Below are 25,242 nucleotides of genomic sequence, written 5' to 3' on the forward strand. Positions count from 1 at the left end.
AGAGTTGGATTTAGAGGAAATTAATGAAGTTCTGGACGGGACATTATGATACCAGACCCCATTGACTCCCACAATGTGAAAGCTACCACACACCCTGGTGTTTTTAATTGTCACAAATCAATTATGCCAATTACAGGATATTTACTTATTCGCCTTTTTGACGGCCTGCCATGCCGATTCTAGTTCATCTAGCTGACATTGTTGAATGTTTTTTTCATTATCACGTAAGTGGTTTTCAACCTTACGAAAGCGAGATTCAAATTTTTGGTTGGCACGGCGTAGGGCTTGCTCGGCATCTGTCCCTAGGTGGCGAGCCAAATTTACCACCGCGAATAACAAGTCCCCGACTTCTTCATCCACACGCGCCTGATTGACAGAAGTTTGCGCCAGCTCTTGCTCGACTTCTTCAATCTCTTCCCGCACTTTATCTATCACAGGGGCGACAGTCGGCCAATCAAAGCCCACACGCGCACAACGCTTTTGCAATTTATACGCTCGTATTAAGGCGGGTAAGCCTTGTGTCACTCCATCGAGCACACTTTCCGGTTGCACAGAGGACGATTTCTCGGTGCGCTCTTTCGCTTTGATACCTTCCCAATCTGGTGCCATTAAAGGCTTTCCCTGCGCATCTTTGGGACCAAAAACATGAGGATGACGACGGATGAGTTTGTCGCAAATGCCGCGCACCACATCCTCAAAATCAAAATGGTTTTCTTCCCGCCCCAATTGACTGTAGAACACAATTTGAAAAAGTAGGTCACCGAGCTCATCTTTTAGGTCTGACCAGTTTTCACGTTCAATGGCATCCGCCACTTCATAGGCTTCTTCTAGCGTATGAGGCACGATGGAGGCGAAGTGTTGCGCGTTGTCCCAATCACAACCTTTGTCGGGATCACGTAAGGTCGCCATAATGGTCAGTAATTGCTCGATAGGAGCCATAAAAGCGTTCCTTCTAAAAAAACGCCCTGTCGAGACAGGGCGAAGGATGATTAGCGAAGACGTTTGGCCTCAACCACATCTTTTACTTGTTCAAGCCGGTTAACCACGCGGCTCAGGGTGTCGAGATCGGAGATTTCTAAATCAAAATCCATAATAGACATTTGTTTTTTATAATCCACGCGACTTTGCATGCCCGCTACGCGTGCTTTTTCATTGCTGAGCACGGTATTGATGTCTTTGACCAACCCGGTACGCTCATTGGCAGATAAGCGGATCCGCACATGGTACTGACCAATGTGCCCTTTACCCCAAACCGTGGCAATAATGCGCTCGGGCGCGTGATGACTCAGTTCGTTGAGTTGCTCACAATCAGCGCGGTGCACAGAGATACCCCGCCCTTGGGTGACAAAACCTTTGATCTCATCACCGGGTAATGGCTGACAACAACGCGCAAGGTGAGTCATTAAGTTATCAACACCCTCCACAACCACAGCATCACGGTGCGCCTTGCCCGTATTCGGCTTTTGCTCACTTTGTTGCAGCTTCTCTAAAAGCTGTTGCTCTTCTTCTTCAAGACTTGGCTTGTTAATCAGGCCATTGATATGGTTAACCACCTGATTAATACGCAAATCACCGCTACCAACTCCCGCGTAGAGCTCATCCAGTGTATTCACATTAAAGCGTTTGAGCGCGAGTTGAGCGTCTTTGCTGGTACCACCGATTTTTTGCAGCTCGGTATCCAAAATCTCTTTACCCGCGGCAATGTTCTTATCTTTATCCTGTTTGCGGAACCAAGCATTGATTTTGGCGCGTGCCCGGCTCGAATTCACAAAGCCATGGCTGGGGTTTAGCCAATCTCGCGAGGGGTTGGGCTCTTTTTGGGTAATGATTTCTACCTGGTCGCCCATTTGAAGGTGATAAGTGAACGGGACAATACGCCCTTCCACTTTCGCTCCGATACACCGATGCCCTACCTCGGAGTGAATATGGTAAGCGAAATCCAACGGCGTGGCGCCGCTGGGTAAGTCCACGACATCGCCGCGCGGGGTAAAGGCATAAACCCGGTCGTCAAACACTTGGCTGCGCAGCTCATCGAGCATTTCACCCGAGTCTGACATTTCTTCTTGCCATGCCAACAGTTTACGCAGCCAGGTAATTTTCTCGTCGTACCCACTGCGCCCACTGGCCGCCCCTTCTTTATACTTCCAGTGTGCGGCGACTCCAAGCTCTGCATCATCGTGCATTTGTTTGGTGCGGATTTGAATTTCTACCGGTTTACCTTCCGGCCCCAGCACCACAGTATGAATGGATTGATAACCATTGGGTTTCGGGTTGGCGACGTAATCATCAAACTCTTTGGGCAGATGGCGGAATTTGGTGTGCACGGCCCCTAACGCGGCGTAACAATCTTGTAGCTCTTCAGCGATGATGCGTACCGCACGCACGTCAAACAACTCGTCAAACTGCAGGTTCTTTTTCTGCATTTTACGCCAGATGCTGTAAATGTGTTTGGGGCGACCATAGACTTGCGCATTGATGTTGGACGCTTCCATCGCCTGCTGCAGATCGTCGACAAAATCAGTGATGTAGTTTTCGCGATCAATCCGTCTTTCTGCGAGTTGCTTGGCGATTTGTTTGTAGGTTTGCGCATGCTGGTAACGGAACGCGTAGTCTTCCAACTCCCACTTTAACTGACCAATGCCTAACCGGTTAGCCAAGGGGGCATAAATGTTGGCGCTCTCTTTTGCCGCTTGTTGGCGGACAGATTCCTCCGCCTCTTTCACTTCGCGTAAATGACAGATGCGCTCCGCCAGCTTGATCACCACGCAGCGAAAGTCTTCCACCATCGATAACAGCATACGACGTACGTTATCAACCTGAGACGAGGTCGCTTCTGTCTCTGTTTGGGTATTTAAGTGGCGAATGGCCGCCGTCTGTTGTACCCCTTCTATCAGTTTGACGATAGAGGTTGAGTAAGCGTCCGCAAGGGTATCTAGGCTGATAAGCTCCGCCTCAACCACGGGGAAAAACAGGGCTGCCAATAAGGTATCAGCATCCATGCTCAAGGTGACGAGGATTTCAATCATCTCCCGGCCACGCCATAGTGGCTGGCTGAGCACGGCTTCATCGTCGCTCAATGTTCGGCAGTATTGATAACCATCTACCAACGCCTGAGTGGTTGAGGGATCTTGCCCTAACCGTTGAACCCAGGTATTGAGATCAAACGCTTCGTCTTCGTGTAGGTGGGCTTCTCGTACCGCAACCATAACCGTTCCTATCCTTATCTCTCGAGTGACAAGAGAGGCGTATCCGTATCGACAGGCCACGAGGGCCAAACTTGTATTATGCCAACCGTTTGGTGACAGGCATGAACAAAGCCATCGACTCCATGTGTCCTGTTTGTGGAAACATATCCAACATACCAAGCGTGACCAGCTGATAGCCATTATCGAGCAATACGCGCGCATCACGTGCTAGCGTGGCAGGGTTACAAGACACATACACAATATGTGAAGCCTTAGATTGTGCCACAAAGTCTATGACACCAGCAGCCCCCGCACGTGCCGGATCGAGTAAGATTTTGGTAAAATCCTGTTGCGCCCATTCACCCATCAGCGCGTCACTGTTCAAGTCAGCTTGGTAAAACTCGGCGTTCTCACAGCCGTTTTTTGCCGCATTATCCGCTGCTTGGTCCACCATAGCTTGCACACCTTCAATGCCTACCACATGTTTCACACGCTTAGCCATTGGCACGCTAAAGTTACCCAAGCCACAGAAAAGATCCAACACGCGATCGTCTTGCTCAAGGGCGAGCCAGTCAAGTGCTTGCCCTACCATTTCTTGGTTGACCTTCGCATTGACTTGAATAAAGTCACTGGGCGCAAACGCCAGTTGGCAACCTGCCACATTATAATAGGGCGCGGGGCCGACAAGGCGCTCCGGTGCCATGTCGCCTTGGTACAAATACAGTGTGCAGTCTTGCGTCTGTGCCCACGCCATTAACGCGTGGCGATCGTCGTTGTGCAAGCCCTTAGTGGTACGCAGTGAGACCACTGATGTGTTGTCAGCGTCAATGACGTCTAAGTGTCCCAATACACGACGGCCACGCAGGCTTTCTAAACAAGGGCGTAAGCTAGACAGGAGGCGGTTGAGTGGTGCGCTTAACACCGGGCACTGATTCACTGTGATGATCGCGCTTCGTTGACGGGCTCGAAACCCCATCGCCAACGCCCCTTTTTTATCCACCTGCAAGCTGATCCGCGCACGACGACGATAATGCCAAGCCGCATCCTCTATCGGCGTTGACAGCGTTATCTCATCACCTGCGAATTTTTGCATCAACTCATTGAGCGTTTGCTGCTTGTGTGCGACCTGTGCTTGGTGATCCAGGTGTTGAAGGCTACAGCCCCCACACTGCTGGTAAAGAGGACAACCAGGCTCAATACGCTGCGCGGCCTGGTTATCCAACTTAATTAATTGACCGCGAGCATATTGACGCTTTTGTTCGGTCAATTGCACCAAGGCTTGTTCGCCGGGCAAGGTTCCCGGGACAAAAACAGGTTTTTTCTGCAAAAAACCCACTCCGTCACCATGATGGTCCAAGCGTTCTATGGTCAGCAGTTGATGCTTTTGCTCAACCTTTTTCTTTTTCTCAGGCTTAAAAAAGCGCGCCATTATCGATTCCAGTGTTAAAAGCTTGTCGCCAAGCCAGTCAAGAGATCCTGCCAGTGGGAGTTGTGATAGTTCGCTGACTATTTTGTGATTGAATCATGTACACTGACGGCTAAATGTCGTGATTATTTTCCCATAGTTTATCTAGCATGACCAAATATGGCCTCCGCACCCGTGTCTCTGTTCTGACCATTGCCCCAACGTTGATTGTCGGCCTATTACTGAGCGCGTTTTTTACCAGCACCCGCTACCAAGATCTTGAACAGCAACTGACGGTCACCGGCTCTGCGATCATCGAGCCACTGGCGATTGCCAGCGAAGTCGGATTGAAAAATGATAGCCGTGAAAACGTACGCCGGCTAATTGGCTTTGCGCACCGCCAGCACTCACAGTTTGTGCGCAGTATTGCCGTGTTCGACCGACGTAACGAGCTATTTGTCACCTCGAACTATCACCGCGATCTTGCCATGCTCTCGGTTAACAGTGGCCAACCTATCCCCACACAACTGCAGATAAGCCAACAGCAGGATACCTTGATTCTGCGCGCCCCTATTTTGGAGATTGGTCGGTTTACCCCTGGCCTCAATGTTGAGCGACCGCTGGGCTATATTGCCATGGAGCTAGATTTGAGCTCGGTGCGGTTAAAGCAATACCAGGAGATGATCACCGCACTGGTGATGGTTGCTTTGGGCGGAATATTGTCATGCTTCTTTGCCTATCGCTTAATTGCGGATGTCACCCATCCGATTGGTAACATGGTGACCTTAGTCGATAGAATTCGGCGCGGCCATCTTGATGTCAGGATTGAGGGTGAGTTACTCGGTGAGCTCGACACCTTGAAAAACGGTATCAATGCGATGGCTATTTCGTTGTCGGAATACCATTTAGAAATGCAGCAAAGTATTGATCAGGCGACCTGTGATCTGCGCGAAACCCTCGAGCAATTGGAAATTCAGAATGTTGAACTCGATATCGCCAAGAAAAATGCGCAAGAAGCGGCGCGGGTTAAATCTGAGTTCTTGGCCAACATGTCGCACGAGCTACGTACCCCACTTAACGGGGTGATTGGCTTTACGCGTCAAATGCTCAAAACCGAGCTCAGCAGCAGCCAGCGTGACTATTTGCTCACCATTGAAAAGTCGGCTAATAACCTGCTCACCATCATTAATGACATCCTCGACTTCTCTAAGTTAGAAGCAGGCAAACTGCTGTTGGAAAACATCCCGTTTGATGTTCAAGACATGCTCGATGAAGTGATGCGACTGCTTGCGCCGATGGCGCACGAGAAAGGACTAGAGCTCACCTTGCGGACCGATGCGCGTATTCCTGCAGGGGCCGTGGGCGATCCACTCCGTATCCAACAAGTGCTGATAAACCTGATTGGGAATGCCGCCAAGTTTACTGAGCGCGGGAATATTGATGTCAGTGTCGATCTCAAGCAGCTTCACGATGAAACCGTTGAGCTACAGTTAATGGTTAAAGATACTGGCATTGGCATTTCCGAACGCCAGCAAGCACAGCTTTTCCAAGCCTTTAGGCAGGCGGACGCCAGCATTTCGCGTCGCTATGGTGGTACTGGCCTTGGCCTAGTGATCACACAGAAACTGGTCCAACAAATGGGCGGTGACATTGGTTTTACCAGTCGCCTTCACCAAGGCTCAAGTTTCTGGTTTACCCTGCAGCTCACGCAGACCGATTTGCCAGTTTCACAACCGCTCGACATTGAACCCTTGGTGGGTCGCGACATCGTGATCGTTGAGCCGAATGCGCGCACTCGCGAGATTTTGCGTAAGCGGCTGACGCAAGTGGGGCTGAATGTCGACACTGCATCTGGCACCAATGTGCTGACGGACCGTCACTATCACTTTGCCTTGCTCTGTTTCGACGCGGGAAGCATGCCGAGTCTTGATGCCATGCAACAAGCGGTGCAGGTCTGCGAGCAGCAAGCGCAATCAGTGGTAGTGTGTTTGCCAACCACTGAGCTAGAAGCGTCTGAGCATCTATTAAAAGCCGGGGTCAGCGCCTGTATTGCCAAGCCTATCCCTCAACGTAAACTGCTGGAGGCATTAATCGGGTCCCCTGAGGCTACGCCTTTACCCTTGCCTAAGCCAAGTGCATCACAAAAAGCGCCTTATACGGTAATGACCGTCGATGATAATCCAGCCAACTTAAAGCTGATCACTGCCTTGCTGGCCGAACGGGTCGAGAAGGTGATCACCGCAGAAGATGGGGTGAAAGCGGTCGCGCTTGCCCACCAACAAGCGTTTGATATTATTTTGATGGACATCCAAATGCCAGAGATGGACGGTGTCACCGCTAGCCAAGAAATTCGCAAAGCGGGATTCAATCAGCAAACACCGATTATTGCGGTGACCGCCCACGCGATGCCCGGTGAACGTGAGCGTCTCCTTGAAGCGGGGATGGACGATTACCTGACCAAGCCAATTGAAGAAGCCATGTTAGAGAGTACCCTCGCACGCTGGCTGCATCTTGATGAAGCGGCCTCTCAAGCGCAAAGCGTCCCATCGCCAAGCCCGTCAGCCAACCAAGATCAAAGTGTGCGACACCTAGATTGGCAGCGCGCGCTCAATCAAGCGGCAGGCAAAACGGATCTGGCGAAAGAGATGCTAACCATGTTATTGGCCTCGTTTGACTCGGTGAAAGAGGCCGTTGAGCAAGCATTGGCCGGAGAGTTAGAGAGTGATCAGTTATGGCACGCTATTCACAAGCTCCATGGGAGTTGCGCGTATAGCGGTGTCCCGCAGCTAAAAAGCTTGTGTCATGAGCTCGAAACCCAACTAAAAGCAGGCGCGGATATGGCTGCTATCGAGCCAGAGCTGTTAGAGCTGCAAGATGAAATTGCGCACATTGAACAATTGGCACCACAATACTTGGGTACCTCATAAAACATCGAACGCCACACCGTGTGAGGTGCAGCCATACAGCAGTAAGCTTATGCGGTTTCTAGCACCACATACGCGATGGCATACGCTTTTTCATCAGAGAGGGTGAGCCAACACTGTGTAATGCCACGCACCTGCGCCAGTTCCGCGGCTCGGCCCGACAAGCGCAAGGTAGGTTGGCCCGAGGCCTGGTTGGTGATAATAAAGTCGTGGAACGTTACCCCGTTGGCAATGCCGGTTCCAAGCGCCTTGGCGGCGGCTTCTTTGGCGGCAAAGCGCTTGGCGAGGAAACGTCCAGGCGCGTGATGGCGCACCAGATTGGCTTGCTCAGGCTCGGTTAAGATCCTGGCAGCAAAGCGTGGTTGGCGCGCGAGGGCTTTTTCAACACGCGCAATCTCAACAATGTCAGTACCAATTCCAGCAATGGCCATTTAGCGACGCGCCGCTTCCATGATCGCTTTCATATCCGCGACGGCTTTTTGCAAACCATCAAACATGGCACGGCCAATGATCGCGTGACCAATATTCAGCTCATGCATTTCTGGCATCGCCGCTATCGGCGTGACGTTATGATAGGTTAAGCCGTGGCCCGCATTCACTTTGATCCCCAAATCGACCGCATAACTGGCCGCCGCTGAGATTTTCTTCAACTCGGCTTGGCGATCATTGTCATTGGCGGCATCGGCGTAATGCCCGGTGTGCAGTTCAATAAACGGCGCGCCACATTGGTGAGCGGCTTCTATTTGTGTGCGGTCGGCATCGATAAATAAGGAAACCTTAATCCCCGCTTCGCTCAACGTTTGCGTGGCGGCTTTGACTTTATCCAGCTGGCCCGCGACATCGAGGCCCCCTTCAGTCGTCAGCTCTTCACGCTTTTCTGGCACCAAACATACAAACTCAGGCTGCGTCTCCAAGGCTATCTCGACCATTTCATCGGTGACCGCCATTTCCAAATTCATCCGGGTTTGCAAGGTTTCTTTAAGCAAGCGAACATCACGATCAGTGATGTGGCGGCGATCTTCACGCAAATGAACCGTGATCCCAGCCGCGCCTGCACGCTCTGCCAACTCAGCGGCATGAACAGGATCCGGATACACGGTGCCACGCGCATTGCGCACTGTCGCGATGTGATCGATGTTCACACCCAAGTAGATTTTATCCATGATTATTTCCTTCTAAACAATTCTCTGCTTTTGAGCGGCTTGGGGCCAAGATATGGCTTGAGCGCCATACGCGTAAAACGCTTTGCGGCACGTAACTGAGCGACCGTCTCAAAGTGACGCGTCGCCAACGCACGCAGATCGGCCCCCGTAAATTGTCGGTGTTGGCTTTTCATGATCGATGCCACAAAGCCTTGCTGCTCGCGATACAAGTACGTCATGTTATCGTTAATCGGGTCACCGCTGCCAGCACAATGAAGAAAATCAACCCCATAGCCCAAGGCTTCTAATAACGCGAGTTCAAAACAACGCAGGGCTGGCTCAGGATTATTGTAGCGAGCCAGCTGGGTCAATGCGGTCACATAGTCATGAAATAACGCCGGGTAAGGCGTGTGAGGCTCCAGCACACGCATCACCAGCTCATTGAGGTAAAAACCGGAATACAGGGCATTGCCTGATAGCGGCAGGGCGAGGCCTGTGGCTTCGGCACTGCGTAAAGTGCGCAGTTCACCACGTCCCCCCCATTTGAGCAGCAAAGGGGTAAAAGGCTGCAAGGCACCTCTTATCGCCGAGCGTGGCCGACGCGCCCCTTTGGCAAGCAGAGTCACGCGCCCCTCGTGCTCAGAAAAGATATCCAAAAGCAGACTGGATTCACTGTAAGGGCGCGTATGCAATACAAAGCCGCGTTGAAACCCGTCCACTCACTCTCTCCTCCTGGCATGGGTACCTGAATCAGTGGGTCACTTAGAGATCGTCGATATAACCGAGGCTGCGTAGCGCGCGTTCATCGTCGGCCCAACCTGACTTCACTTTTACCCAAAGCTCAAGGTAAACCTTGCGCTCATACAGCTCTTCCATGTCTAGACGCGCTTCACGGCCAATGCGCTTGATCTTTTCGCCGCCTTTACCAATGACCATTTTCTTTTGGCCATTGCGCTCAACCAAGATCAAACCATTGATATGAAACCCGTCCGTTTCTGGGTTGTAGTCAAAGCGCTCGATTTCGACGGTGACCGAGTAAGGCAGCTCCTCACCGGTAAAGCGCATCAGTTTTTCGCGGATAATTTCAGAGGCCATAAAGCGCTGAGAGCGGTCTGTGACGTATTCTTCAGGGAAGTAAAACTCACTTTCCGGTAACGCGTCGCGTACCTTCTGTTCAACCACATCGATATTGGTGCCGTGTTTCGCGGACACCGGGATCACGTCAACAAACTCCATCTTTTCCGACAAGGTTTGAAGGTGTGGAAAGAGCTCGGTTTTCTCTTTCACATTATCGACTTTATTGACCAACAAGACCGTTGGCAGACCAGAGCGCGCTAACTTGTTGAGCACCATCTCGTCGTCTTTGGTCCAATGGGTGCCATCGACCAAAAATAACACCAGTTCGACATCGGTTAATGAGCTGTTCGCCGCACGGTTCATCAAGCGGTTGATCGCGCGCTTTTCTTCGATGTGCAGCCCTGGGGTGTCCACGTATACCGCTTGATAGTTATCACGGGTATCCACCCCCATGATGCGGTGACGTGTGGTCTGCGGTTTCCGCGAAGTGATCGACAGCTTTTGCCCCACTAAGCGGTTCAGTAATGTTGATTTGCCGACGTTCGGACGGCCTACAATGGCAATAAAGCCACAGCGCTGTGTATCAGTCATTATGTTAACTTCTGTAATGCGAGTTCTGCAGCCGCTTGCTCTGCCTTGCGACGGCTGCTGCCTTTTCCAATCACAGAACTCTCCAGTCCTGATACTTGGCACTCTACCGTAAATTCTTGGTTGTGTGCCTCACCACGCACTTTCATCACCGTGTAAGACGGCAAGGGTTTGCGTTTACCCTGTAGGTGTTCTTGCAGTCGGGTTTTCGGATCTTTTTGACTCGCGCCAGGCTCAATGGTCTCGAGGCGGTGTTGATACCACTGCAGGATAATCTCCTGCACTCGGTTGATATCACTGTCCAAAAAAATCGCGCCAATCAAGGCTTCGACGGCGTCAGCGAGAATCGAGTCACGACGAAACCCGCCACTTTTAAGTTCTCCTGGGCCAAGGCGCATCACTTCGCCCAGAGAAAACTCACGTCCGATCTCCGCCAAGGTGTTACCACGCACCAAGGTAGCACGCATTCGGCTCATGTCGCCTTCGTCCACTTTCGGAAAACGGTGGTAAAGATCCTCGGCAATCACAAAGCTCAAAATCGAGTCGCCTAAAAATTCGAGACGCTCGTTATGGGTGCCATTGGCACTGCGGTGCGTTAACGCCAATTCGAGTAATGCAGCGTTGCTAAATTGGTAGCCGATATCACGCTGCAACTTATCTGTTAGTTTTGTCATCATAGTCCAGAATTAATCAATTCCACCAATACGGTTAAAGCGAATGCCTGTCGGTACCCACGATGGTAGCCAGCTATCACTGGGGCGCTCAAATTCAAAGCTAACCCAAATAGCAACCGCTTTGCCCACGAGATTGCGTTCAGGGACGAAGCCCCAGAAGCGGCTATCCGCGCTGTTATCACGGTTGTCACCCATCATAAAATAGTGCCCGTCTGGCACGACCCAGCGGTTGACGCCCGGACGTGGCTGATACGCGCTCACCCTATCTTGCTTTTTAGGGTGCACCAAAATCTGATGCGACTGCTCCCCTAACTGCTCCTGCGCTTGCACAAGGTTGATGCCCGCTTGAATAAACTGGCTCGGCTGAATATCGTCAATCGGCACCGGCTGACACTGAGATTCGCCCTTGGGCTGAATACATAGGCGCTTATCTTCATACACAACCGTATCGCCCGGCAGCCCGACCGTGCGCTTAATGTAATCGATATTGGGTTGAGGCGGGTATTTAAATACCACGATATCACCGCGCTCTGGTTTACCGGTTTCGACAATTTCAGTGTGGAAGGCAGGATCGCGTAAGCCATAGGCAAACTTTTCCACCAAGATAAAATCCCCGACCAATAAGGTAGGCATCATCGATCCGGATGGAATTTGAAACGGCTCATAAATAAATGATCGCAACACCAGTACCACCGCGATCACTGGAAAAATAGACGCCATATTTTCAACCCAACTCGGTTGAGGCGCCACTTTAGCAACTTGTTCGGCATCCAGTTCACGCGCTGACACCTTGAGGGTTTCCCCTGCCGCTTGGCGGCGGCGCGGTGCCCAACGGTATTTATCTAACGCCCAAACAATGCCGGTGACCAAGGTCACCAGCACTAAAATCAAAGAAAACGTATTGGCCATAATGGAATCCGTCGTTATTTATCTTTGCCCACGTGCAAAATGGCCAAAAAGGCTTCTTGCGGCAGCTCGACATTACCGACCTGCTTCATTCGCTTTTTACCTTCTTTTTGCTTTTGCAGAAGCTTTTTCTTACGGCTCACGTCACCGCCATAACATTTCGCGGTCACGTTTTTACGTAGCTGTTTCACCGTCGAGCGCGCAATAATGTGATTACCAATCGAAGCTTGGATGGCAATATCAAACTGCTGACGAGGAATAAACTCTTTCATTTTTTCCACCAGCTCGCGACCACGCGGCTGTGCGTGCGCACGGTGAGTGATAATCGCCAGCGCATCGACGCGTTCACCGTTTAGGAGGATATCCACCCGCACCATGTCAGATACTTCATAGCGCTCGAAGTTATAATCTAACGACGCGTAACCACGTGAGGTCGATTTAATCCGGTCAAAGAAATCGAGAACCACTTCGGCCATCGGAATGTCATAGGTCAGTGCCACTTGGTTGCCGTGATAGACCATATCGACCTGCACACCACGCTTTTCCACACACAGTGAAATGACGTTACCGACAAACTCACTCGGCACCAAAATATTACACCGCGAGATCGGTTCACCAATGGTTTCTATGTCATTGATAGGTGGCAGTTTGGATGGGCTGTCGACGTAAATGACCTCGCCATCATTTTGGGTCACCTCGTACACCACGGTTGGAGCAGTAGTGATCAGATCGAGATTATACTCGCGCTCCAACCGCTCTTGGATGATTTCCATGTGCAGCATGCCAAGGAAACCACAACGGAAACCAAAGCCCAGTGCCGCAGAGCTTTCCGGCTCAAAGAACAAGGAAGCATCGTTAAGGCTCAGCTTATCCAAGGCATCACGAAAACTTTCGTAATCATCCGATGAGATGGGGAACAGACCCGCATAAACTTGCGGCTTCACTTGTTGGAAACCTTCAATCCGCTTTTCACAGCCGTTTTTAGCATGGGTGATGGTATCGCCCACTGGCGCGCCGAGGATATCTTTGATCCCACAGATCACCCAGCCAACCTCACCGGTTTGCAGACCATTGAGCTCTTTACGCTTAGGCGTGAAAATACCAATGCTGTCCACGTTCCATTCTTGACCCGTGCTCATGATTTTCACTTTGTCGCCTTTTTTCAACGACCCTTCACGGATGCGTACCAAAGAGACCACGCCGAGGTATTTATCAAACCAGGAGTCAATAATCAGCGCTTGCGTTGGCGCGTCAGGATCGCCTTCTGGTGGCGGGATCTGGCGTACAATGTCTTCAAGGACATCATCAACCCCCATGCCGGTTTTCGCCGAACAGCGAGTGGCGTCAATGGCCTCAATACCGACGATGTCCTCAATTTCTTGCGCGACGCGATCAGGATCAGCGGCCGGCAAGTCAATCTTATTCAGGACAGGAACCACTTCCAGGTCCATATCAATGGCGGTGTAGCAGTTGGCGAGCGTCTGTGCTTCAACCCCTTGTCCTGCATCGACCACCAGCAAAGCACCTTCACACGCCTTGAGCGAGCGTGACACCTCATAAGAGAAGTCAACGTGTCCTGGCGTATCGATGAAGTTGAGCTGATACACTTCGCCGTCTTTGGCTTTGTAGTTCAGTGTCACACTTTGTGCTTTGATGGTGATACCGCGTTCACGTTCCAGATCCATTGAATCAAGAACTTGATCTGCCATTTCCCGGTCAGTTAGGCCGCCACATACTTGAATCAGTCGGTCAGAAAGTGTCGACTTACCGTGGTCAATATGGGCGATGATCGAAAAGTTACGAATATGCTTCATGTGTTGGTGTGACTTACTCGTTATCAATAAGAATGGGATCCTAAGATCAAGTGAGCGGGATTCTACCGAAAATAGTGGCTAGTCGCTATCCTGCTGTGTGGTATTTATTACCGCCAAGTCAGAGACGGGCTCCCCCATCACGCGTAACAGTTGAGGCTGTTGCTGCTCTTGGGTACCGATACGCGGTGCAAGATGACGCGCTAGGCCCACGCCAACCGCTCCCAGCCCTAGGCTTAGCGCGATAACGCCACCCTCCCCGCTGCCGGCGAGCGTGGCGAACAAAAATTGCCCGAGCAGTGCCCCCGTTAGCATCATGACTAAAGGCACCATGTAGACCAATAACGCGGAGCGTAATAAGGTCGCCTCACCTAAGCCGATTTCAACTAAGGTGCCGGCCGGCAGGGGTTTTGGGGCACGTACTTTAAGGTGTTTCACCTTACCAGGAAGGGCTTTGGACACAATACCAGTGCCACATTGACTTTGTGACTGGCAACTACCGCAACTGGTTTGCTGCTGGCAGGCCAATGACAACCAACCATCTTGGTAACTGGTAACTTCTGCCAATGCTTTGATCATGGTTCAACCTTCTGTTCTGACTTGCTCGCAGGCATATCAGTAATACGGACAGACTCCGCCACCCGTTTAGCTGTCTCAGGAGGAATATCGCCGACCACCGTGATTTCTGCATTGCCACTGGTCACGCTATGCAGTGTGCGCCGACCTTGGCGAACAATCTGCTTACGCACCGAGACATCATCGGCTTTGGCAAGATACACAGAAAAGCTGAACAGACCATCACTAAACATCTGACTCTCGACCGCACGTTTAGTCATCATCAAACGGTGACGATTGCTGTATACAGGTTCAAACCCCTCGGGTAACGCGGTGACCTGCCAATCTAAGTCGGAGCGCTGCGTGGTTTGTGGCAAGGTCAGTACCGGTGGCAATGCCAGCTCAGCCAGCTTTTGCATTGAGGTACTGATTTGTGAAGAGACGACCAACGACAACGCACGATATTGCTCAAGCGGATCGCCATCACGGTCGAGCAAATCCGCCCTGACAGGCAGTTTGCTGTTCTCATCTAACCATAATACGTACGAATAACGCTCTCCGTCTTTCGGGGTAATCCGAACCACTTGGCAATCCATCCCCGCTTCACGCGCGTGCCCCATAGAGACAAAATCATAATGGTTAGCCAGCACATCGATATCGGCTTGGATAAGCGTTGGCAAAGGCGCAACCATATGATCACTGGCAATGGTGAAAGGGTCGTAGCCTGGTTCAAAATAGCTGATTTCACCGCCTCGACGGATGACTTCTCGCGGCGGGCCACTTAAATACATGAGGTGGCCGTAGGCATCATCCCCAACTTGGGCATGACGAAAGCGAAGGGGTTCGAGACTATTTTTACCTACCAAGATGTAGGACACTTCATAATCTAGGGTGTCGCTTGCGGTATCCATTTGATGTAACAAAGCCTCGGCAGAAGGTTCGGCCGAGGCTTGCGCAGACATCAAACTGACCAGCGCAAGCGCACCGATCAGAATTTTTTTCATTGATTATTACTGCTTGTCGACGGTGCCATTGTCTGATGGTTAGACAGCCTATCCTTATTCAAGCGCAGCTGCAATTCATAGTCTTTGAGCATGGCATTGACGCGGCGACGCTGCTCCATCAACTCGGCCTCAGAAGGTGTGGCACGTAGATCGTCACGGCTTAAGCTGACCGGCTCCGCAGCCCCTGCAAAAGGAATCGTTTCTAGTACTGGCGGCTGGGGTTGCGTGCTGGCCACCGGCGAACTCGCATCAGACTGATTATATTGCTGCACACCCACGATCACGGCCAATGAGACACACGCGGCAACGCTTACCTGTGTCAGCTGCTGCAGCCACCCTGGTAAGTGACGACGCGCCTTTTCAGGACGCGGCTGTGCTTCGTGCATGGGGAGCACGTTATTATCAAGGTGATCGCCTTGATAAGCAGGTTCTGCTTCCAGCGCGGACGCTACAGAATCGGCAATGTTCCATTGCAACGAGCTGGGTGCCTCACCACGCATCACATCGCGAATGGTGCTAAAACTCCCCCAAGCCTGTTGCGCGTTATCATCTCGCTCAATCTCGTGGATGACTGCCGTATCCACCAGTTCGCCATCTAACAACGCTGAAATTTTTTCTCTATCCGTCATTCAAGTCACCGTCATGCAGCCAGTAAAACTCGTTACCGTTTCATCAGTGGCCGGATGCGTTTTTCAACCGCTTCACGCGCTCGGAAAATACGCGACCGCACCGTACCGACTGGACAATCCATTACCTGTGCAATTTCCTCATAGCTAAGCCCATCGAGCTCCCGTAAGGTAATTGCGGTTCTTAAGTCGTCAGGCAGTGTTTCTATGGTCGAAAATACCACCTGTCTCAATTCATCTGACAACATCAAGTTTTCAGGGTTCGATATTTCTTTTAAAGAACCCCCACTTTCGTAATTTTCTGCTTCGTCGGCATCAATATCACTGCCTGGCGGACGTCGTCCTTGTGCCACCAAATGGTTTTTCGCGGTGTTCACAGCAATGCGATACAGCCAAGTATAAAACGCACTCTCGCCACGAAATCCCGGCAATGCGCGATACGCTTTGATAAACGCCTCTTGCGCAATATCTGGAATATCACCACTGTGTGTACCGACATAGCGGGCGATAAGGTTACATACCTTATTCTGATATTTGACGACTAACAGATTGAAAGCTTGCTTGTCACCATTCTGTACACGTTCTATTAGAACCTGGTCGGTTAGCTGCTCGCCCATTCGAGCGTTTACTCCTTGGTTGATCTTTCCGCCCGATTATCGAAATTCTAGGCCCGACGTTGTCAGAGCGCGGTTAAACCCGCTTGCGAGCTTTCGCACACGATTCGATAACCCAGCCGGCGAAAAGTTCCTCACCATGTTGGTTTTATTATGCGTTGAATCACATTACTGTGACGGAATGGTCAAAGAATGTCTCTTTGACTGAGGGCATTGTCGCCCGAACCATACCATGGTTGCAAACTTTCACCCAAGCGAGACGGGATTTGATCTTACCGCGCGCAGCCACGTCAAATTGGTGTAACATTGGGGGCGCAGAAAGAGGATTAGGGATCATGACGACCACAACTCAGGAACATCAATGTGACGTGCTAGTCATCGGTAGTGGTGCCGCAGGCTTGTCACTGGCGCTCCGCTTAGCGCCGACCCACAAGGTGATTGTATTAAGTAAAGGCCCGCTCAGCGAAGGGGCAACGCTTTACGCACAGGGCGGTATTGCCGCGGTGTTTGACGAACAAGATTCGGTAGAATCTCATGTCGAGGATACCCAAATCGCAGGCGCAGGTATCTGCGATACCCAGGTCGTGGACTTTATTGCCCGCAATGCTAAAGATTGTGTGCAGTGGTTAATTGATGGCGGTGTCCCGTTCGATCAAGAAGATAGCGACGACGACACCCCTCGGTATCATTTAACCCGTGAAGGCGGCCATAGCCACCGCCGTATCTTGCATACCGCCGATGCGACCGGAATGGCCGTGCAAAACTCGCTTCAAGATAATGTGCGCCAACACCCTAATATCACCCTGCTTGAACGACACAATGCGCTGGATATTATCACCCGTAAAAAAGTCGGATTAGGTGGTCCAAACCACGTCCTCGGCGCCTACATCTGGAACCGAAACCAAGAAGTGGTTGAGACCGTGCGCACCAACTATGTGGTACTCGCCACCGGAGGGGCCTCGAAAGTTTATCAATACACCTCCAATCCCGATGTGTCATCCGGTGATGGCATCGCCATGGCATGGCGCGCAGGTTGTCGTGTCGCCAACCTAGAATTTAATCAGTTTCATCCAACGTGTCTGTACCATCCAGACGCGCGCAACTTTTTGCTCACTGAAGCACTGCGCGGTGAAGGCGCTCACCTTAAACGCCCAGATGGCTCGCGCTTTATGGCGGAATTCGATTCACGCGGCGAGCTTGCCCCGCGTGATGTGGTTGCCCGTGCGATTGACTACGAAATGAAGCGCCTTGGCGCCGACTGTATGTATCTCGACATCAGCCACAAAGACCCTGAATTTGTGATCAAACACTTTCCCACCATCTACGAAAAGCTCAAGCAATACGGCATCGATCTGACTAAAGAGGCGATCCCTATTGTCCCAGCCGCCCATTATACGTGCGGTGGCGTGATGGTGGATAAAAACGGCACCACAGACTTACCCGGCTTATACGCCATTGGGGAAGTGAGCTACACCGGCTTGCATGGCGCGAACCGTATGGCATCTAACTCGCTACTCGAATGTGTGGTTTATGCATGGTCAGCCGCTGAGCATATTAAAGCGCACTCAGACCATATCGAGCCGCATACTGCGCTACCCCCTTGGGATGAGAGCCAAGTAATTTGTTCCGACGAAGAAGTGGTGATCCAGCATAACTGGCATGAGTTACGCCTGTTTATGTGGGATTACATGGGCATTGTCCGCTCAACCAAACGGTTGGAGCGCGCGCTACGCCGTATCGAACTGCTCAAGCAAGAAACACATGAGTATTATGCTAATTTCCGGGTCTCAAACAATCTGCTGGAGTTGCGTAACCTTTTACAGGTGGCAGAGCTCATGGTTCGTTGTGCCATGCAACGTAAAGAAAGCCGAGGCCTTCACTACACCATTGATTACCCTGAGCCTAACGAGCAATCCGGTCCCACCGTATTAACGCCAGATCAGCCCTGTTAGCGGGTTTTGATTGCTCCCTCAGCCCTGAAATGAAGAAGGCCAGCCTCACGAGGCTGGCCTTTTTACTGGATATCATCGCGGTTATTCGCTTTTAAACTCGCTCACCGCACGCTCAAGGTGTGCGGCTTCTTCGGCCACCTTGTGTGCCGCTTCGCGGTTCTGGTTGGCGCGTTCAGTACTGTTTTGCGCAATATCTTGAATATTGTGCACGTTTTGATTGACTTCTTTTGCCACCGAGCTTTGCTGCTCGATCGCCGTGGCAATGTGGGTGCTCATATCCATGATGTTTTGCATATCTTCCATGATCTGCGAGAGCTCTTGCGAAGCCGCTTCCACCTTACCCACGGATGTTTCCCCGTCTTCTCGGCTTTGCTCCATACGCTCAGAAACCGACTGGGTTTGCGCTTGCAACGACGTAATAATGCCAGAAATTTCATCGGTTGATTCACGCGTACGGGTCGCCAACTGGCGCACCTCATCAGCCACGACCGCAAAGCCACGTCCTTGCTCACCAGCGCGCGCCGCTTCAATCGCCGCGTTCAGTGCCAATAAGTTGGTTTGCTCGGAAATATCTTTAATCACATCTAATACTGAGCCGATGGTTTCAGACAGCTTACTCAGTTCAAGCACCTCGTTGCTGGTATTACTGAGGGTTTCTGCCAGTGTCATGATCATCGCTTTAGTGTCATCCACCACTTTTTGCCCGTTCTCCGCACGGCTTAAGCTGGTGCGCGCATTCTCCGCGGCCTGATCGGTATTACCCGCAATATCGCGAATGGTGCTTTCCATCTCATTCATCGCAGTCGCGGCATGAGTGGTTTCATCTAACTGGGTAGCCATGGCGGCCCCAGTGGCTTCAGTACGGGATTCAACTTGCTCTGCACTTTGATTAAGCGCTTGTATGGCGCGACTCACATCCAAAACCATGGTTTGGATACTGCCGAGCATCTGGTTAACGTCTTTCGCCATGAAGGCAATCTCATCACGACCGTTTTCGTCAGCTCTCAAGGTCAGATCCCGCTGCTGCGTGATGGCGGCCATTTGCTCACTAAATCGGTAAATACGCTGTTGAATGCCACGGTTCATCCACAACGAAATCACTGTCATCACCAGTGCCAGTATCACCACCACCGATCCGGTCATCATCACGGTCTGTCTTAAGGCTTGCGAAATGGCCTGCTCATACTCTTTACTAAGCACATCGAACATTTCCTCAACTTGGTGGGTTTTCCCTCGGATTTGCCCCAGTAGGCCTTTGTCTGCCGCTAGCCCTAATGTCTTTTTCTGCGCGACAATCTTGTCCACTTGCGCCTGATGCGCTTGAAATAAAGCGAGCAGGTCACCGCGAAGGTAATCTTCAAGCTCTTGCATTTGGCTTTGATATTCGTCGATGTAGTCAAGGTTACTGCTTTGCACAAACAGTTTGGCATCTGCGGCTAATAAGCGGGCGCTACTCTCAAGCACAATGTCATTTTTGGTCGCTGCCACCATTTTCTTGCTCGCGTTTTGCATCTGTCCTCGGATCCCCTGCTCAGGGGTTAACCCCAATGTTTGGTAACCCTTACCCAGATCGCGAAAGCCGTTGGCATACGCTGTCATTGCTCGCTGCACTTTATCAATGGTCGCAGTCTCTAGCCCCAACGAAGCGCTGCGGGCGCGAAAATCACTCAGCAGCTTATTGAACGCGTCGACATTGTTATCAAAACGGGAGAGATATTTGGGGTCCATGCGCGCGAGAAAGTCTTTCTCATTGCGGCGTAGATTGAGCAAGATCACCTCAAGATCAGAGACCGTGGTTAGCTGACTGTGCATTTTTTGTAGCCGCGTTTCCGCTTTCCATGCAACGGCGGCAACCGCAAGTAGCGCCAACACCGACATCAAGGTGAGTGACAAGAGTTTTTGTTTAATATTCATAGCGACCCTACAGCGTTATCTGAGCAGAATGGATTGAACCCGTGTTCCTTGAATATCGGAGATAACGTGAAAAAGTAAAGCCACGCAATCGGTTTGTCACAAATATGTCACATGCTATCCCAGCCTTACTGACAGCAATGCCGATAAATCAGACGAAAATGATAGTCTGGAAGGCCATAACGCCAAATATAAAGGTATTGGGCATCCGCACGCGCGGCGAGCACCAGCAGCCATGGGGTCGCATAAACACAGGTCAGTTTTCGATACTGCCCATTAGGCATGACCGCCCAAGCGTCAGATGAAAAGCGAAAGGGGCCTTCGTTAGCGATGAGGTGCGCATGGAAGCGGAGCAAGTCTCGTACCGCCCAAACGGTTAGCACAGCACGAGCACTCAAAGGAAGGGAAACATGCGACACGGCCAGCCAAGCCACCATCGTTCCTAGCAAAAGCAGACAGACAGTGACATAACGCGGGCAATGTAGGTGACTATGTACGTAACTTACTGCGGTTATAAGCGACGACCTTATCGACAACAGATTTCATCTTCGGATCGTCAGGTTTACCATGCCCCATCAGCCAGGCAAACAAGTCAGGATCCGCGCTTTCCAAAAATGCGACAAAATCCTGTTTTTCTTTTTCATTAAGCGTGTCGTAGCAGGCTTCAAAATACGGCATAACCAACACATCCAGTTCCAACATGCCGCGACGACATGCCCAACGAACCCGCGCTTTATCCTCGGTATTAACCATTGTTTACCTCTATCGATGATGTCAGTACTCGCATACTATCAATGCCGTTATCGGGCGACTACTTTTGCTGAGCAACAAACCACGAATCTGAGAGCTCTCTAGCGTTAATTCGGTTTATACAGCAATCGCCCGACAAGACAAAGGCTGACAAGCTTTATGCTCCCTATTAGTATACGGGGCAGAGTCTATGTTTTCTCAACAGAGAGCGTGAGTGTTATGAGTGAATGGTATCAAACCGTAGCCTTTGAGCCTGCGGATACACACCCCAGTGATCCACAACCTGAACTGGCGATGGTTGCCCTTGATAACTGGGCAATCACTAAAGTGAGCGGCAATGATACGAAAAGCTACTTACAAGGCCAGCTCACTTGCGATATTGCGAACCTCGCAGAAGATAAATCGACCCTCGCCGCCCATTGCGATCCAAAAGGTAAAGTTTGGTCAGTACTGCGTTTTTTCCATTACCAAGACGGGCTCGCCATGGTGCAACCGGCGTCGATTGAAGCCACCCAGCTTCAAGAAGTAAAAAAGTACGCCATTTTTTCCAAGATTGCGTTTGAAAAGGTCGATGCCGTGTTGCTCGGTGTCATTGGTACACAGGCAGACAAGGTAGTGGCTGATCACTTTGGCGCGCACGGTGACGTTCGCCAAGGGCAACAAGGCACCGCTGTATACATTGAACCACATCGCTGGTTGCTGGTGGTTGACGCGGCCAAAGCCACAGAGCTTACCCATCAATACTCAGCCGCATTGCTCACCCATGAGTATTGGGACAAGTGGGATATTGACGCGGCATTACCCCGCATCGAGCAAGCGACCAGCGGTGAATTTATCCCGCAATCGCTAAATCTTCAGGCGCTGGACGCGATCAGTTTTACCAAAGGCTGTTATACCGGACAAGAAACCGTGGCACGAGCCAAGTATCGAGGCATGAATAAGCGCGCCATGTACACGCTCAGCGGCCACGCCGAGCACACACCTGTTGCAGGCGACAAAATCGAACGTGCGGTGGGTGATAATTGGCGCGCAGGCGGGACAGTGATCGCTGGTTATCGCGATGCTAACGGCAATGCGAGCGTGTTAGCCGTGCTGCCAAACAACTTGGACGACGACACCGCTTTCCGCCTTGCTGAGTCTCCTTCGTACGCATGGCAGCGTGAGCCACTTCCTTATTCACTTGAGGACGATGATTGAGCCGTGTACGCGGATCCTAATTGGCAAACCCCGGTGACTGCCGCGCTCGATAGCGCCCATATTCGCTACCAAGTGCTGTGGCAGTCACGCGCGACACAATCGATTGAGGAAACCGCGATACAACGTGGTATTGATCCTTCTCAAATGCTCAAAACCATGGTGTTGCGTGATATGGGAGGGCGCTATGCAGTGGCTTGTGTCCCAGGCGATCAGCAAGTCAGCCCACCCAAAGTGCGCCAACGACTCGGCTGGCGACGGATGACACTTGCCAGTGCCCAACAAGTGCAAAGCACTACCGGCTACGCACGCGGTACTGTCGCGCCACTAGGGCTCTCACCAGATCTGGCCTTGGTCTTTGATGAGCAGATCTGGGACTATGAAACTGTCACTATTAGCAGCGGTGACCCCCATGCCGGATTATGGGTGCGCGTGAAGGATCTTCTCGCGCTTTGCCAGCCGCTGCGTGCCGAGATATGTCGTAATCGGGCAAATCAAATGAAGGAATGACCCAACGGATGGCACAAAAACACTGGCGGAAATACGATCTCAACTTGTTGGTGACCTTTGTCACTTTAATGGAAACACGCAGCGTGACTGGGGCTGCACAGCGCCTATCTCTGGGTCAGTCAGCCATGAGCCATAGTTTGGCACGTCTGCGTACCATGCTTGACGATCCCCTTTTTGAGCGGCGTGGACACCAAATGGTACCCACTGCTCGCGCACTAGATATCGCCCCTAAAATTGAGGCGCTACTCGACACCCTCGCCACGGACGTGCTGACCCCGCCCGCTTTTGAGCCTGTCCTGTTTGATGGTCAGATCCGCCTTGGGCTCACCGACTACGCTGAGCTTATCTTCGCCCCTGCACTGTTCGACACCCTCAACCAGCAACTTCCTTTAGCACAACTTAGCTTGCGCCCGGTTGACCGTCGCCACTGTCTGGACGCGATTAAAAACGATGATGTCGACGCGGTGATCGGCGTGATCCCCGACAACACCGAGATTCTTGATAGTCAGGTATTATACCATGAGCAGCATGTGTGCTTATTTGATCCACACAGCACCGGGCTCGGCACACCCATCACCCTCGCCGATTTTGTCGCTACACCACATGCACTGGTTAGCACATATGGCCAGCTCTCCAGCCCGATAGATGCGCGTTTGGCAGCACTCGGCTATCATCGACAAGTGGTGATGGGATCGCAGCGGTTTCTCACGGTGAGGCAACTGCTCAAAGGGCGACAGCTGCTTTGTACCGTCCCAGAGCTTATGGCGCGATTAGATACCTTTAACGACGCTAACCATCTGGCATTCAGCCCTCCCCCTATTGATGTGCCAGGGTTTGATATTGGCTTGGCATGGCGACATCAAGCGAGCGGTCACCCCAAAATGCAGTGGCTCATTGATCAGATCACCACCATTGTCGACAAGCGCGTGGCTTCCCTAAAAACGTCATCAACCCTGTCTCACTCGCAAAAGGAAACCTAATGAACATCGTCTCTCTATCGACCCTTAATCCCGATTACGTGGCGCAACGGGTCAGTGAAACGTTCACGCATAGTGAGGGGGCCGACACCGGTGAAGTCATCCGACAACTGGTGGATAAGCTGCTCGGTGAAACGCCCAGTGAAGACTGTCATGGCTGGGGATACCTTGAGGGTGAGAGCTTAGTGGGCGCTGTCTTTTTCTCACGGCTGACCTACCCGCATACCGATAAGATAGCGCTGCTCTCTCCGATGGCTATCCACCCGGATTATCAGCGCCAAGGGCATGGAAAAGCATTAATCAACGCCGGGCTGCAACAGCTACGCACTTTGGGTTATCAGGCGGTGATGACCTACGGGGATCCTGCTTTCTACACCCAGCTAGGGTTTCGCGCTGCCGACCCTACCGAGATCGTGCCACCACATACATTAAGCTACCCACACGGTTGGCTGGCCCAGTCGCTTACTGACAGTGACTTGCCGGCATTAGGCTCCAAACCGTGCTGCGTCGATGCCTTCAACCAGGCGGATTTATGGTAAGGATAAAGTGAATGTTTTTTTAGGCATTGTCATCACCGCGACATAAACCCACTTCACAATCGGTGCCGTTTTCACACCCCTACCGGGTGACGACCACCAACATTAGTAAGAAGAGGTTATGCGCGTTTTTAATCGCTACTCACCCAAGCTTGTCGCCAAACATGTCACACGCTTATTCTCAGGGCGCCTATATATCGCCGGACGCGGTCGGTTTGATTTTAATAATGGTTGGTTAAGCGCCCCCGATCACGCCACTATCTGTCACTACCAAACCGTGAAGGAAGTTAACGGTTTGATTCGAGATGTGTATCAAGAAGGGCTGCGAGAACCAGAACAAGCTGGCTCGTTGCGGACCACTTACTGACTTGGCCGCACAATACAAACAGGGGCCCGTTGGACGGGCCCCTGTTTGTTATCGGGAGCAAAAAGACACGGATAGCACAGGTGCTACCCCTGACCGTTTTAGTCTGCGTCTTGATCGCCTAACGTTTCTTCATAGCTTTGCGCATCAAGCAGGCTATCGATTTCAGACTCATCTGTCGCTTGAATCTGGAACAACCAACCATCACCGTAGGGATCGCTGTTAACCAGTTCAGGGGCACTGTCTAACTCTTCATTGACGGCCACGACCTGACCAGAGATGGGCGCATAGATATCTGACGCCGCCTTTACCGACTCTGCGACCGCACAATCGTCACCCGCATCAAAGGTGTCATCTTCATCAGGCAAATCGATAAACACCATGTCCCCTAACAGCGCCTGGGCGTGGTCAGAAATACCAATGGTAAATAGGCCTTCCCCTTCAGGGCGAACCCACTCATGTGTCGCGGTAAATTTTAATTCAGATGGGATATCACTCATAGTCTTGTTCCTTGTTACACCCAATGACAACTCGCAC

The 25,242-nt window shown here is 51.5% G+C and carries 25 protein-coding genes; 7 read left to right on the forward strand and 18 right to left on the reverse strand.

Features of this window, described 5'->3' with window-relative positions; all coding sequences use genetic code 11:
- Positions 1–141 precede the first annotated feature (141 nt).
- The 3 genes from mazG to rlmD form a co-directional block, all read right to left on the reverse strand.
- Positions 142–939 (reverse strand): nucleoside triphosphate pyrophosphohydrolase, encoded by a 798-nt coding sequence (gene mazG, locus BZG20_RS10280; RefSeq protein WP_077578936.1) that lies wholly within the window; start codon positions 937–939, stop codon positions 142–144.
- Positions 940–989: 50 nt separating this feature from the next.
- A complete protein-coding gene (gene relA, locus BZG20_RS10285) occupies positions 990–3,206 on the reverse strand; it encodes a GTP diphosphokinase (RefSeq protein WP_046074093.1) in 2,217 nt (738 codons plus the stop codon).
- A gap of 76 nt (positions 3,207–3,282) precedes the next feature.
- Complete coding sequence (gene rlmD / locus BZG20_RS10290) at positions 3,283–4,614, reverse strand: 23S rRNA (uracil(1939)-C(5))-methyltransferase RlmD (RefSeq protein ID WP_077578937.1); 1,332 nt, start codon at positions 4,612–4,614, stop codon at positions 3,283–3,285.
- A gap of 146 nt (positions 4,615–4,760) precedes the next feature.
- Here rlmD and barA point away from each other — a divergent pair, with 146 nt between their 5' ends.
- A complete protein-coding gene (barA, locus tag BZG20_RS10295) occupies positions 4,761–7,517 on the forward strand; it encodes a two-component sensor histidine kinase BarA (RefSeq protein WP_046074091.1) in 2,757 nt (918 codons plus the stop codon).
- Between the two features lie 47 nt (positions 7,518–7,564).
- Here barA and acpS read toward each other — a convergent pair whose 3' ends face one another.
- The 11 genes from acpS to rpoE form a co-directional block, all read right to left on the reverse strand.
- Complete coding sequence (gene acpS / locus BZG20_RS10300) at positions 7,565–7,945, reverse strand: holo-ACP synthase (protein WP_077578938.1); 381 nt, start codon at positions 7,943–7,945, stop codon at positions 7,565–7,567.
- Positions 7,946–8,677, reverse strand: coding sequence for a pyridoxine 5'-phosphate synthase (gene pdxJ / locus BZG20_RS10305; protein WP_077578939.1), 732 nt, complete (start codon positions 8,675–8,677; stop codon positions 7,946–7,948). It abuts the gene before it with no gap.
- Positions 8,678–8,679: 2 nt separating this feature from the next.
- Positions 8,680–9,375, reverse strand: coding sequence for a DNA repair protein RecO (gene recO / locus BZG20_RS10310; RefSeq protein ID WP_046074088.1), 696 nt, complete (start codon positions 9,373–9,375; stop codon positions 8,680–8,682).
- A gap of 43 nt (positions 9,376–9,418) precedes the next feature.
- On the reverse strand, positions 9,419–10,324 hold the full coding sequence (gene era, locus BZG20_RS10315; RefSeq protein WP_046074087.1) for a GTPase Era: 906 nt from the start codon (positions 10,322–10,324) through the stop codon (positions 9,419–9,421).
- On the reverse strand, positions 10,324–10,995 hold the full coding sequence (gene rnc / locus BZG20_RS10320; RefSeq protein ID WP_046074214.1) for a ribonuclease III: 672 nt from the start codon (positions 10,993–10,995) through the stop codon (positions 10,324–10,326). Before rnc ends, era begins: the two co-directional genes overlap by 1 nt.
- A gap of 12 nt (positions 10,996–11,007) precedes the next feature.
- A complete protein-coding gene (lepB, locus tag BZG20_RS10325; protein WP_077578940.1) occupies positions 11,008–11,904 on the reverse strand; it encodes a signal peptidase I in 897 nt (298 codons plus the stop codon).
- Positions 11,905–11,918: 14 nt separating this feature from the next.
- The gene (gene lepA, locus BZG20_RS10330) at positions 11,919–13,715 is read right to left on the reverse strand and encodes a translation elongation factor 4 (RefSeq protein ID WP_046074085.1); all 1,797 of its coding nucleotides are present in this window, start codon (positions 13,713–13,715) and stop codon (positions 11,919–11,921) included.
- Positions 13,716–13,793: 78 nt separating this feature from the next.
- Positions 13,794–14,291, reverse strand: coding sequence for a SoxR reducing system RseC family protein (locus BZG20_RS10335; protein ID WP_046074084.1), 498 nt, complete (start codon positions 14,289–14,291; stop codon positions 13,794–13,796).
- Positions 14,288–15,271: a sigma-E factor regulatory protein RseB gene (gene rseB, locus BZG20_RS10340; protein ID WP_046074083.1), complete on the reverse strand. Its 984-nt coding sequence runs from the start codon at positions 15,269–15,271 to the stop codon at positions 14,288–14,290. The genes BZG20_RS10335 and rseB overlap by 4 nt, the downstream gene beginning before the upstream one ends.
- Entirely contained in the window at positions 15,268–15,900 is a 633-nt protein-coding gene (locus BZG20_RS10345; RefSeq protein WP_077578941.1) for an RseA family anti-sigma factor, read from the reverse strand. Before BZG20_RS10345 ends, rseB begins: the two co-directional genes overlap by 4 nt.
- A 32-nt stretch (positions 15,901–15,932) precedes the next feature.
- Complete coding sequence (gene rpoE, locus BZG20_RS10350) at positions 15,933–16,514, reverse strand: RNA polymerase sigma factor RpoE (protein WP_046074081.1); 582 nt, start codon at positions 16,512–16,514, stop codon at positions 15,933–15,935.
- Between the two features lie 332 nt (positions 16,515–16,846).
- Between rpoE and nadB the strand changes: the two genes are divergently transcribed.
- Positions 16,847–18,463 (forward strand): L-aspartate oxidase, encoded by a 1,617-nt coding sequence (nadB, locus tag BZG20_RS10355; RefSeq protein WP_077578942.1) that lies wholly within the window; start codon positions 16,847–16,849, stop codon positions 18,461–18,463.
- A gap of 81 nt (positions 18,464–18,544) precedes the next feature.
- Here the strand turns inward: nadB and BZG20_RS10360 are convergent, their stop codons facing one another.
- From BZG20_RS10360 to BZG20_RS10370, 3 genes are all read right to left on the reverse strand, one after another.
- Positions 18,545–20,377, reverse strand: coding sequence for a methyl-accepting chemotaxis protein (locus BZG20_RS10360; protein ID WP_077578943.1), 1,833 nt, complete (start codon positions 20,375–20,377; stop codon positions 18,545–18,547).
- Between the two features lie 125 nt (positions 20,378–20,502).
- Positions 20,503–20,811: a hypothetical protein gene (locus tag BZG20_RS10365; protein ID WP_077578944.1), complete on the reverse strand. Its 309-nt coding sequence runs from the start codon at positions 20,809–20,811 to the stop codon at positions 20,503–20,505.
- A gap of 52 nt (positions 20,812–20,863) precedes the next feature.
- The gene (locus BZG20_RS10370) at positions 20,864–21,127 is read right to left on the reverse strand and encodes a succinate dehydrogenase assembly factor 2 (RefSeq protein ID WP_046074077.1); all 264 of its coding nucleotides are present in this window, start codon (positions 21,125–21,127) and stop codon (positions 20,864–20,866) included.
- Between the two features lie 216 nt (positions 21,128–21,343).
- On the opposite strand from BZG20_RS10370, the gene ygfZ reads away from it, so the two are divergent.
- From ygfZ to BZG20_RS10395, 5 genes are all read left to right on the forward strand, one after another.
- Positions 21,344–22,321, forward strand: coding sequence for a tRNA-modifying protein YgfZ (ygfZ, locus tag BZG20_RS10375; RefSeq protein WP_077578945.1), 978 nt, complete (start codon positions 21,344–21,346; stop codon positions 22,319–22,321).
- 3 nt (positions 22,322–22,324) lie between these two features.
- On the forward strand, positions 22,325–22,828 hold the full coding sequence (locus BZG20_RS10380) for a YbaK/EbsC family protein (RefSeq protein ID WP_077578946.1): 504 nt from the start codon (positions 22,325–22,327) through the stop codon (positions 22,826–22,828).
- An 8-nt stretch (positions 22,829–22,836) separates the two neighbouring features.
- On the forward strand, positions 22,837–23,808 hold the full coding sequence (locus BZG20_RS10385; RefSeq protein WP_046074074.1) for a LysR family transcriptional regulator: 972 nt from the start codon (positions 22,837–22,839) through the stop codon (positions 23,806–23,808).
- Complete coding sequence (locus BZG20_RS10390; protein WP_046074073.1) at positions 23,808–24,344, forward strand: N-acetyltransferase; 537 nt, start codon at positions 23,808–23,810, stop codon at positions 24,342–24,344. Before BZG20_RS10385 ends, BZG20_RS10390 begins: the two co-directional genes overlap by 1 nt.
- Positions 24,345–24,462: 118 nt before the next feature.
- Positions 24,463–24,708, forward strand: a complete 246-nt coding sequence (locus tag BZG20_RS10395; RefSeq protein WP_077578947.1) for a DUF1107 domain-containing protein — start codon at positions 24,463–24,465, stop codon at positions 24,706–24,708.
- Positions 24,709–24,806: 98 nt separating this feature from the next.
- On the opposite strand, the gene gcvH is transcribed toward BZG20_RS10395, so the two are convergent.
- Entirely contained in the window at positions 24,807–25,196 is a 390-nt protein-coding gene (gcvH, locus tag BZG20_RS10400; protein ID WP_321166657.1) for a glycine cleavage system protein GcvH, read from the reverse strand.
- Positions 25,197–25,242: the final 46 nt, after the last annotated feature.

This window comes from Salinivibrio sp. IB868 (genome assembly GCF_001995655.1).
Taxonomy (GTDB): Bacteria; Pseudomonadota; Gammaproteobacteria; order Enterobacterales; family Vibrionaceae; genus Salinivibrio; species Salinivibrio siamensis.

What these genes read in the sequence shown, in the direction of transcription:
- rlmD (WP_077578937.1), bottom strand. Translation starts at nt 4,614, where the DNA reads ATGGCGCGCTTTTTTAAGCCTGAGAAAAAGAAAAAGGTTGAGCAAAAG.
- nadB (WP_077578942.1), top strand. Translation starts at nt 16,847, where the DNA reads ATGACGACCACAACTCAGGAACATCAATGTGACGTGCTAGTCATCGGT.
- rpoE (WP_046074081.1), bottom strand. Translation starts at nt 16,514, where the DNA reads ATGGGCGAGCAGCTAACCGACCAGGTTCTAATAGAACGTGTACAGAAT.
- BZG20_RS10390 (WP_046074073.1), top strand. Translation starts at nt 23,808, where the DNA reads ATGAACATCGTCTCTCTATCGACCCTTAATCCCGATTACGTGGCGCAA.
- lepB (WP_077578940.1), bottom strand. Translation starts at nt 11,904, where the DNA reads ATGGCCAATACGTTTTCTTTGATTTTAGTGCTGGTGACCTTGGTCACC.
- BZG20_RS10385 (WP_046074074.1), top strand. Translation starts at nt 22,837, where the DNA reads ATGGCACAAAAACACTGGCGGAAATACGATCTCAACTTGTTGGTGACC.
- era (WP_046074087.1), bottom strand. Translation starts at nt 10,324, where the DNA reads ATGACTGATACACAGCGCTGTGGCTTTATTGCCATTGTAGGCCGTCCG.
- ygfZ (WP_077578945.1), top strand. Translation starts at nt 21,344, where the DNA reads ATGAGTGAATGGTATCAAACCGTAGCCTTTGAGCCTGCGGATACACAC.
- BZG20_RS10395 (WP_077578947.1), top strand. Translation starts at nt 24,463, where the DNA reads ATGCGCGTTTTTAATCGCTACTCACCCAAGCTTGTCGCCAAACATGTC.
- rseB (WP_046074083.1), bottom strand. Translation starts at nt 15,271, where the DNA reads ATGAAAAAAATTCTGATCGGTGCGCTTGCGCTGGTCAGTTTGATGTCT.
- relA (WP_046074093.1), bottom strand. Translation starts at nt 3,206, where the DNA reads ATGGTTGCGGTACGAGAAGCCCACCTACACGAAGACGAAGCGTTTGAT.
- mazG (WP_077578936.1), bottom strand. Translation starts at nt 939, where the DNA reads ATGGCTCCTATCGAGCAATTACTGACCATTATGGCGACCTTACGTGAT.
- BZG20_RS10360 (WP_077578943.1), bottom strand. Translation starts at nt 20,377, where the DNA reads ATGAATATTAAACAAAAACTCTTGTCACTCACCTTGATGTCGGTGTTG.
- pdxJ (WP_077578939.1), bottom strand. Translation starts at nt 8,677, where the DNA reads ATGGATAAAATCTACTTGGGTGTGAACATCGATCACATCGCGACAGTG.
- BZG20_RS10345 (WP_077578941.1), bottom strand. Translation starts at nt 15,900, where the DNA reads ATGACGGATAGAGAAAAAATTTCAGCGTTGTTAGATGGCGAACTGGTG.
- acpS (WP_077578938.1), bottom strand. Translation starts at nt 7,945, where the DNA reads ATGGCCATTGCTGGAATTGGTACTGACATTGTTGAGATTGCGCGTGTT.
- rnc (WP_046074214.1), bottom strand. Translation starts at nt 10,995, where the DNA reads ATGACAAAACTAACAGATAAGTTGCAGCGTGATATCGGCTACCAATTT.
- barA (WP_046074091.1), top strand. Translation starts at nt 4,761, where the DNA reads ATGACCAAATATGGCCTCCGCACCCGTGTCTCTGTTCTGACCATTGCC.
- BZG20_RS10365 (WP_077578944.1), bottom strand. Translation starts at nt 20,811, where the DNA reads ATGGTGGCTTGGCTGGCCGTGTCGCATGTTTCCCTTCCTTTGAGTGCT.
- BZG20_RS10335 (WP_046074084.1), bottom strand. Translation starts at nt 14,291, where the DNA reads ATGATCAAAGCATTGGCAGAAGTTACCAGTTACCAAGATGGTTGGTTG.
- BZG20_RS10370 (WP_046074077.1), bottom strand. Translation starts at nt 21,127, where the DNA reads ATGGTTAATACCGAGGATAAAGCGCGGGTTCGTTGGGCATGTCGTCGC.
- lepA (WP_046074085.1), bottom strand. Translation starts at nt 13,715, where the DNA reads ATGAAGCATATTCGTAACTTTTCGATCATCGCCCATATTGACCACGGT.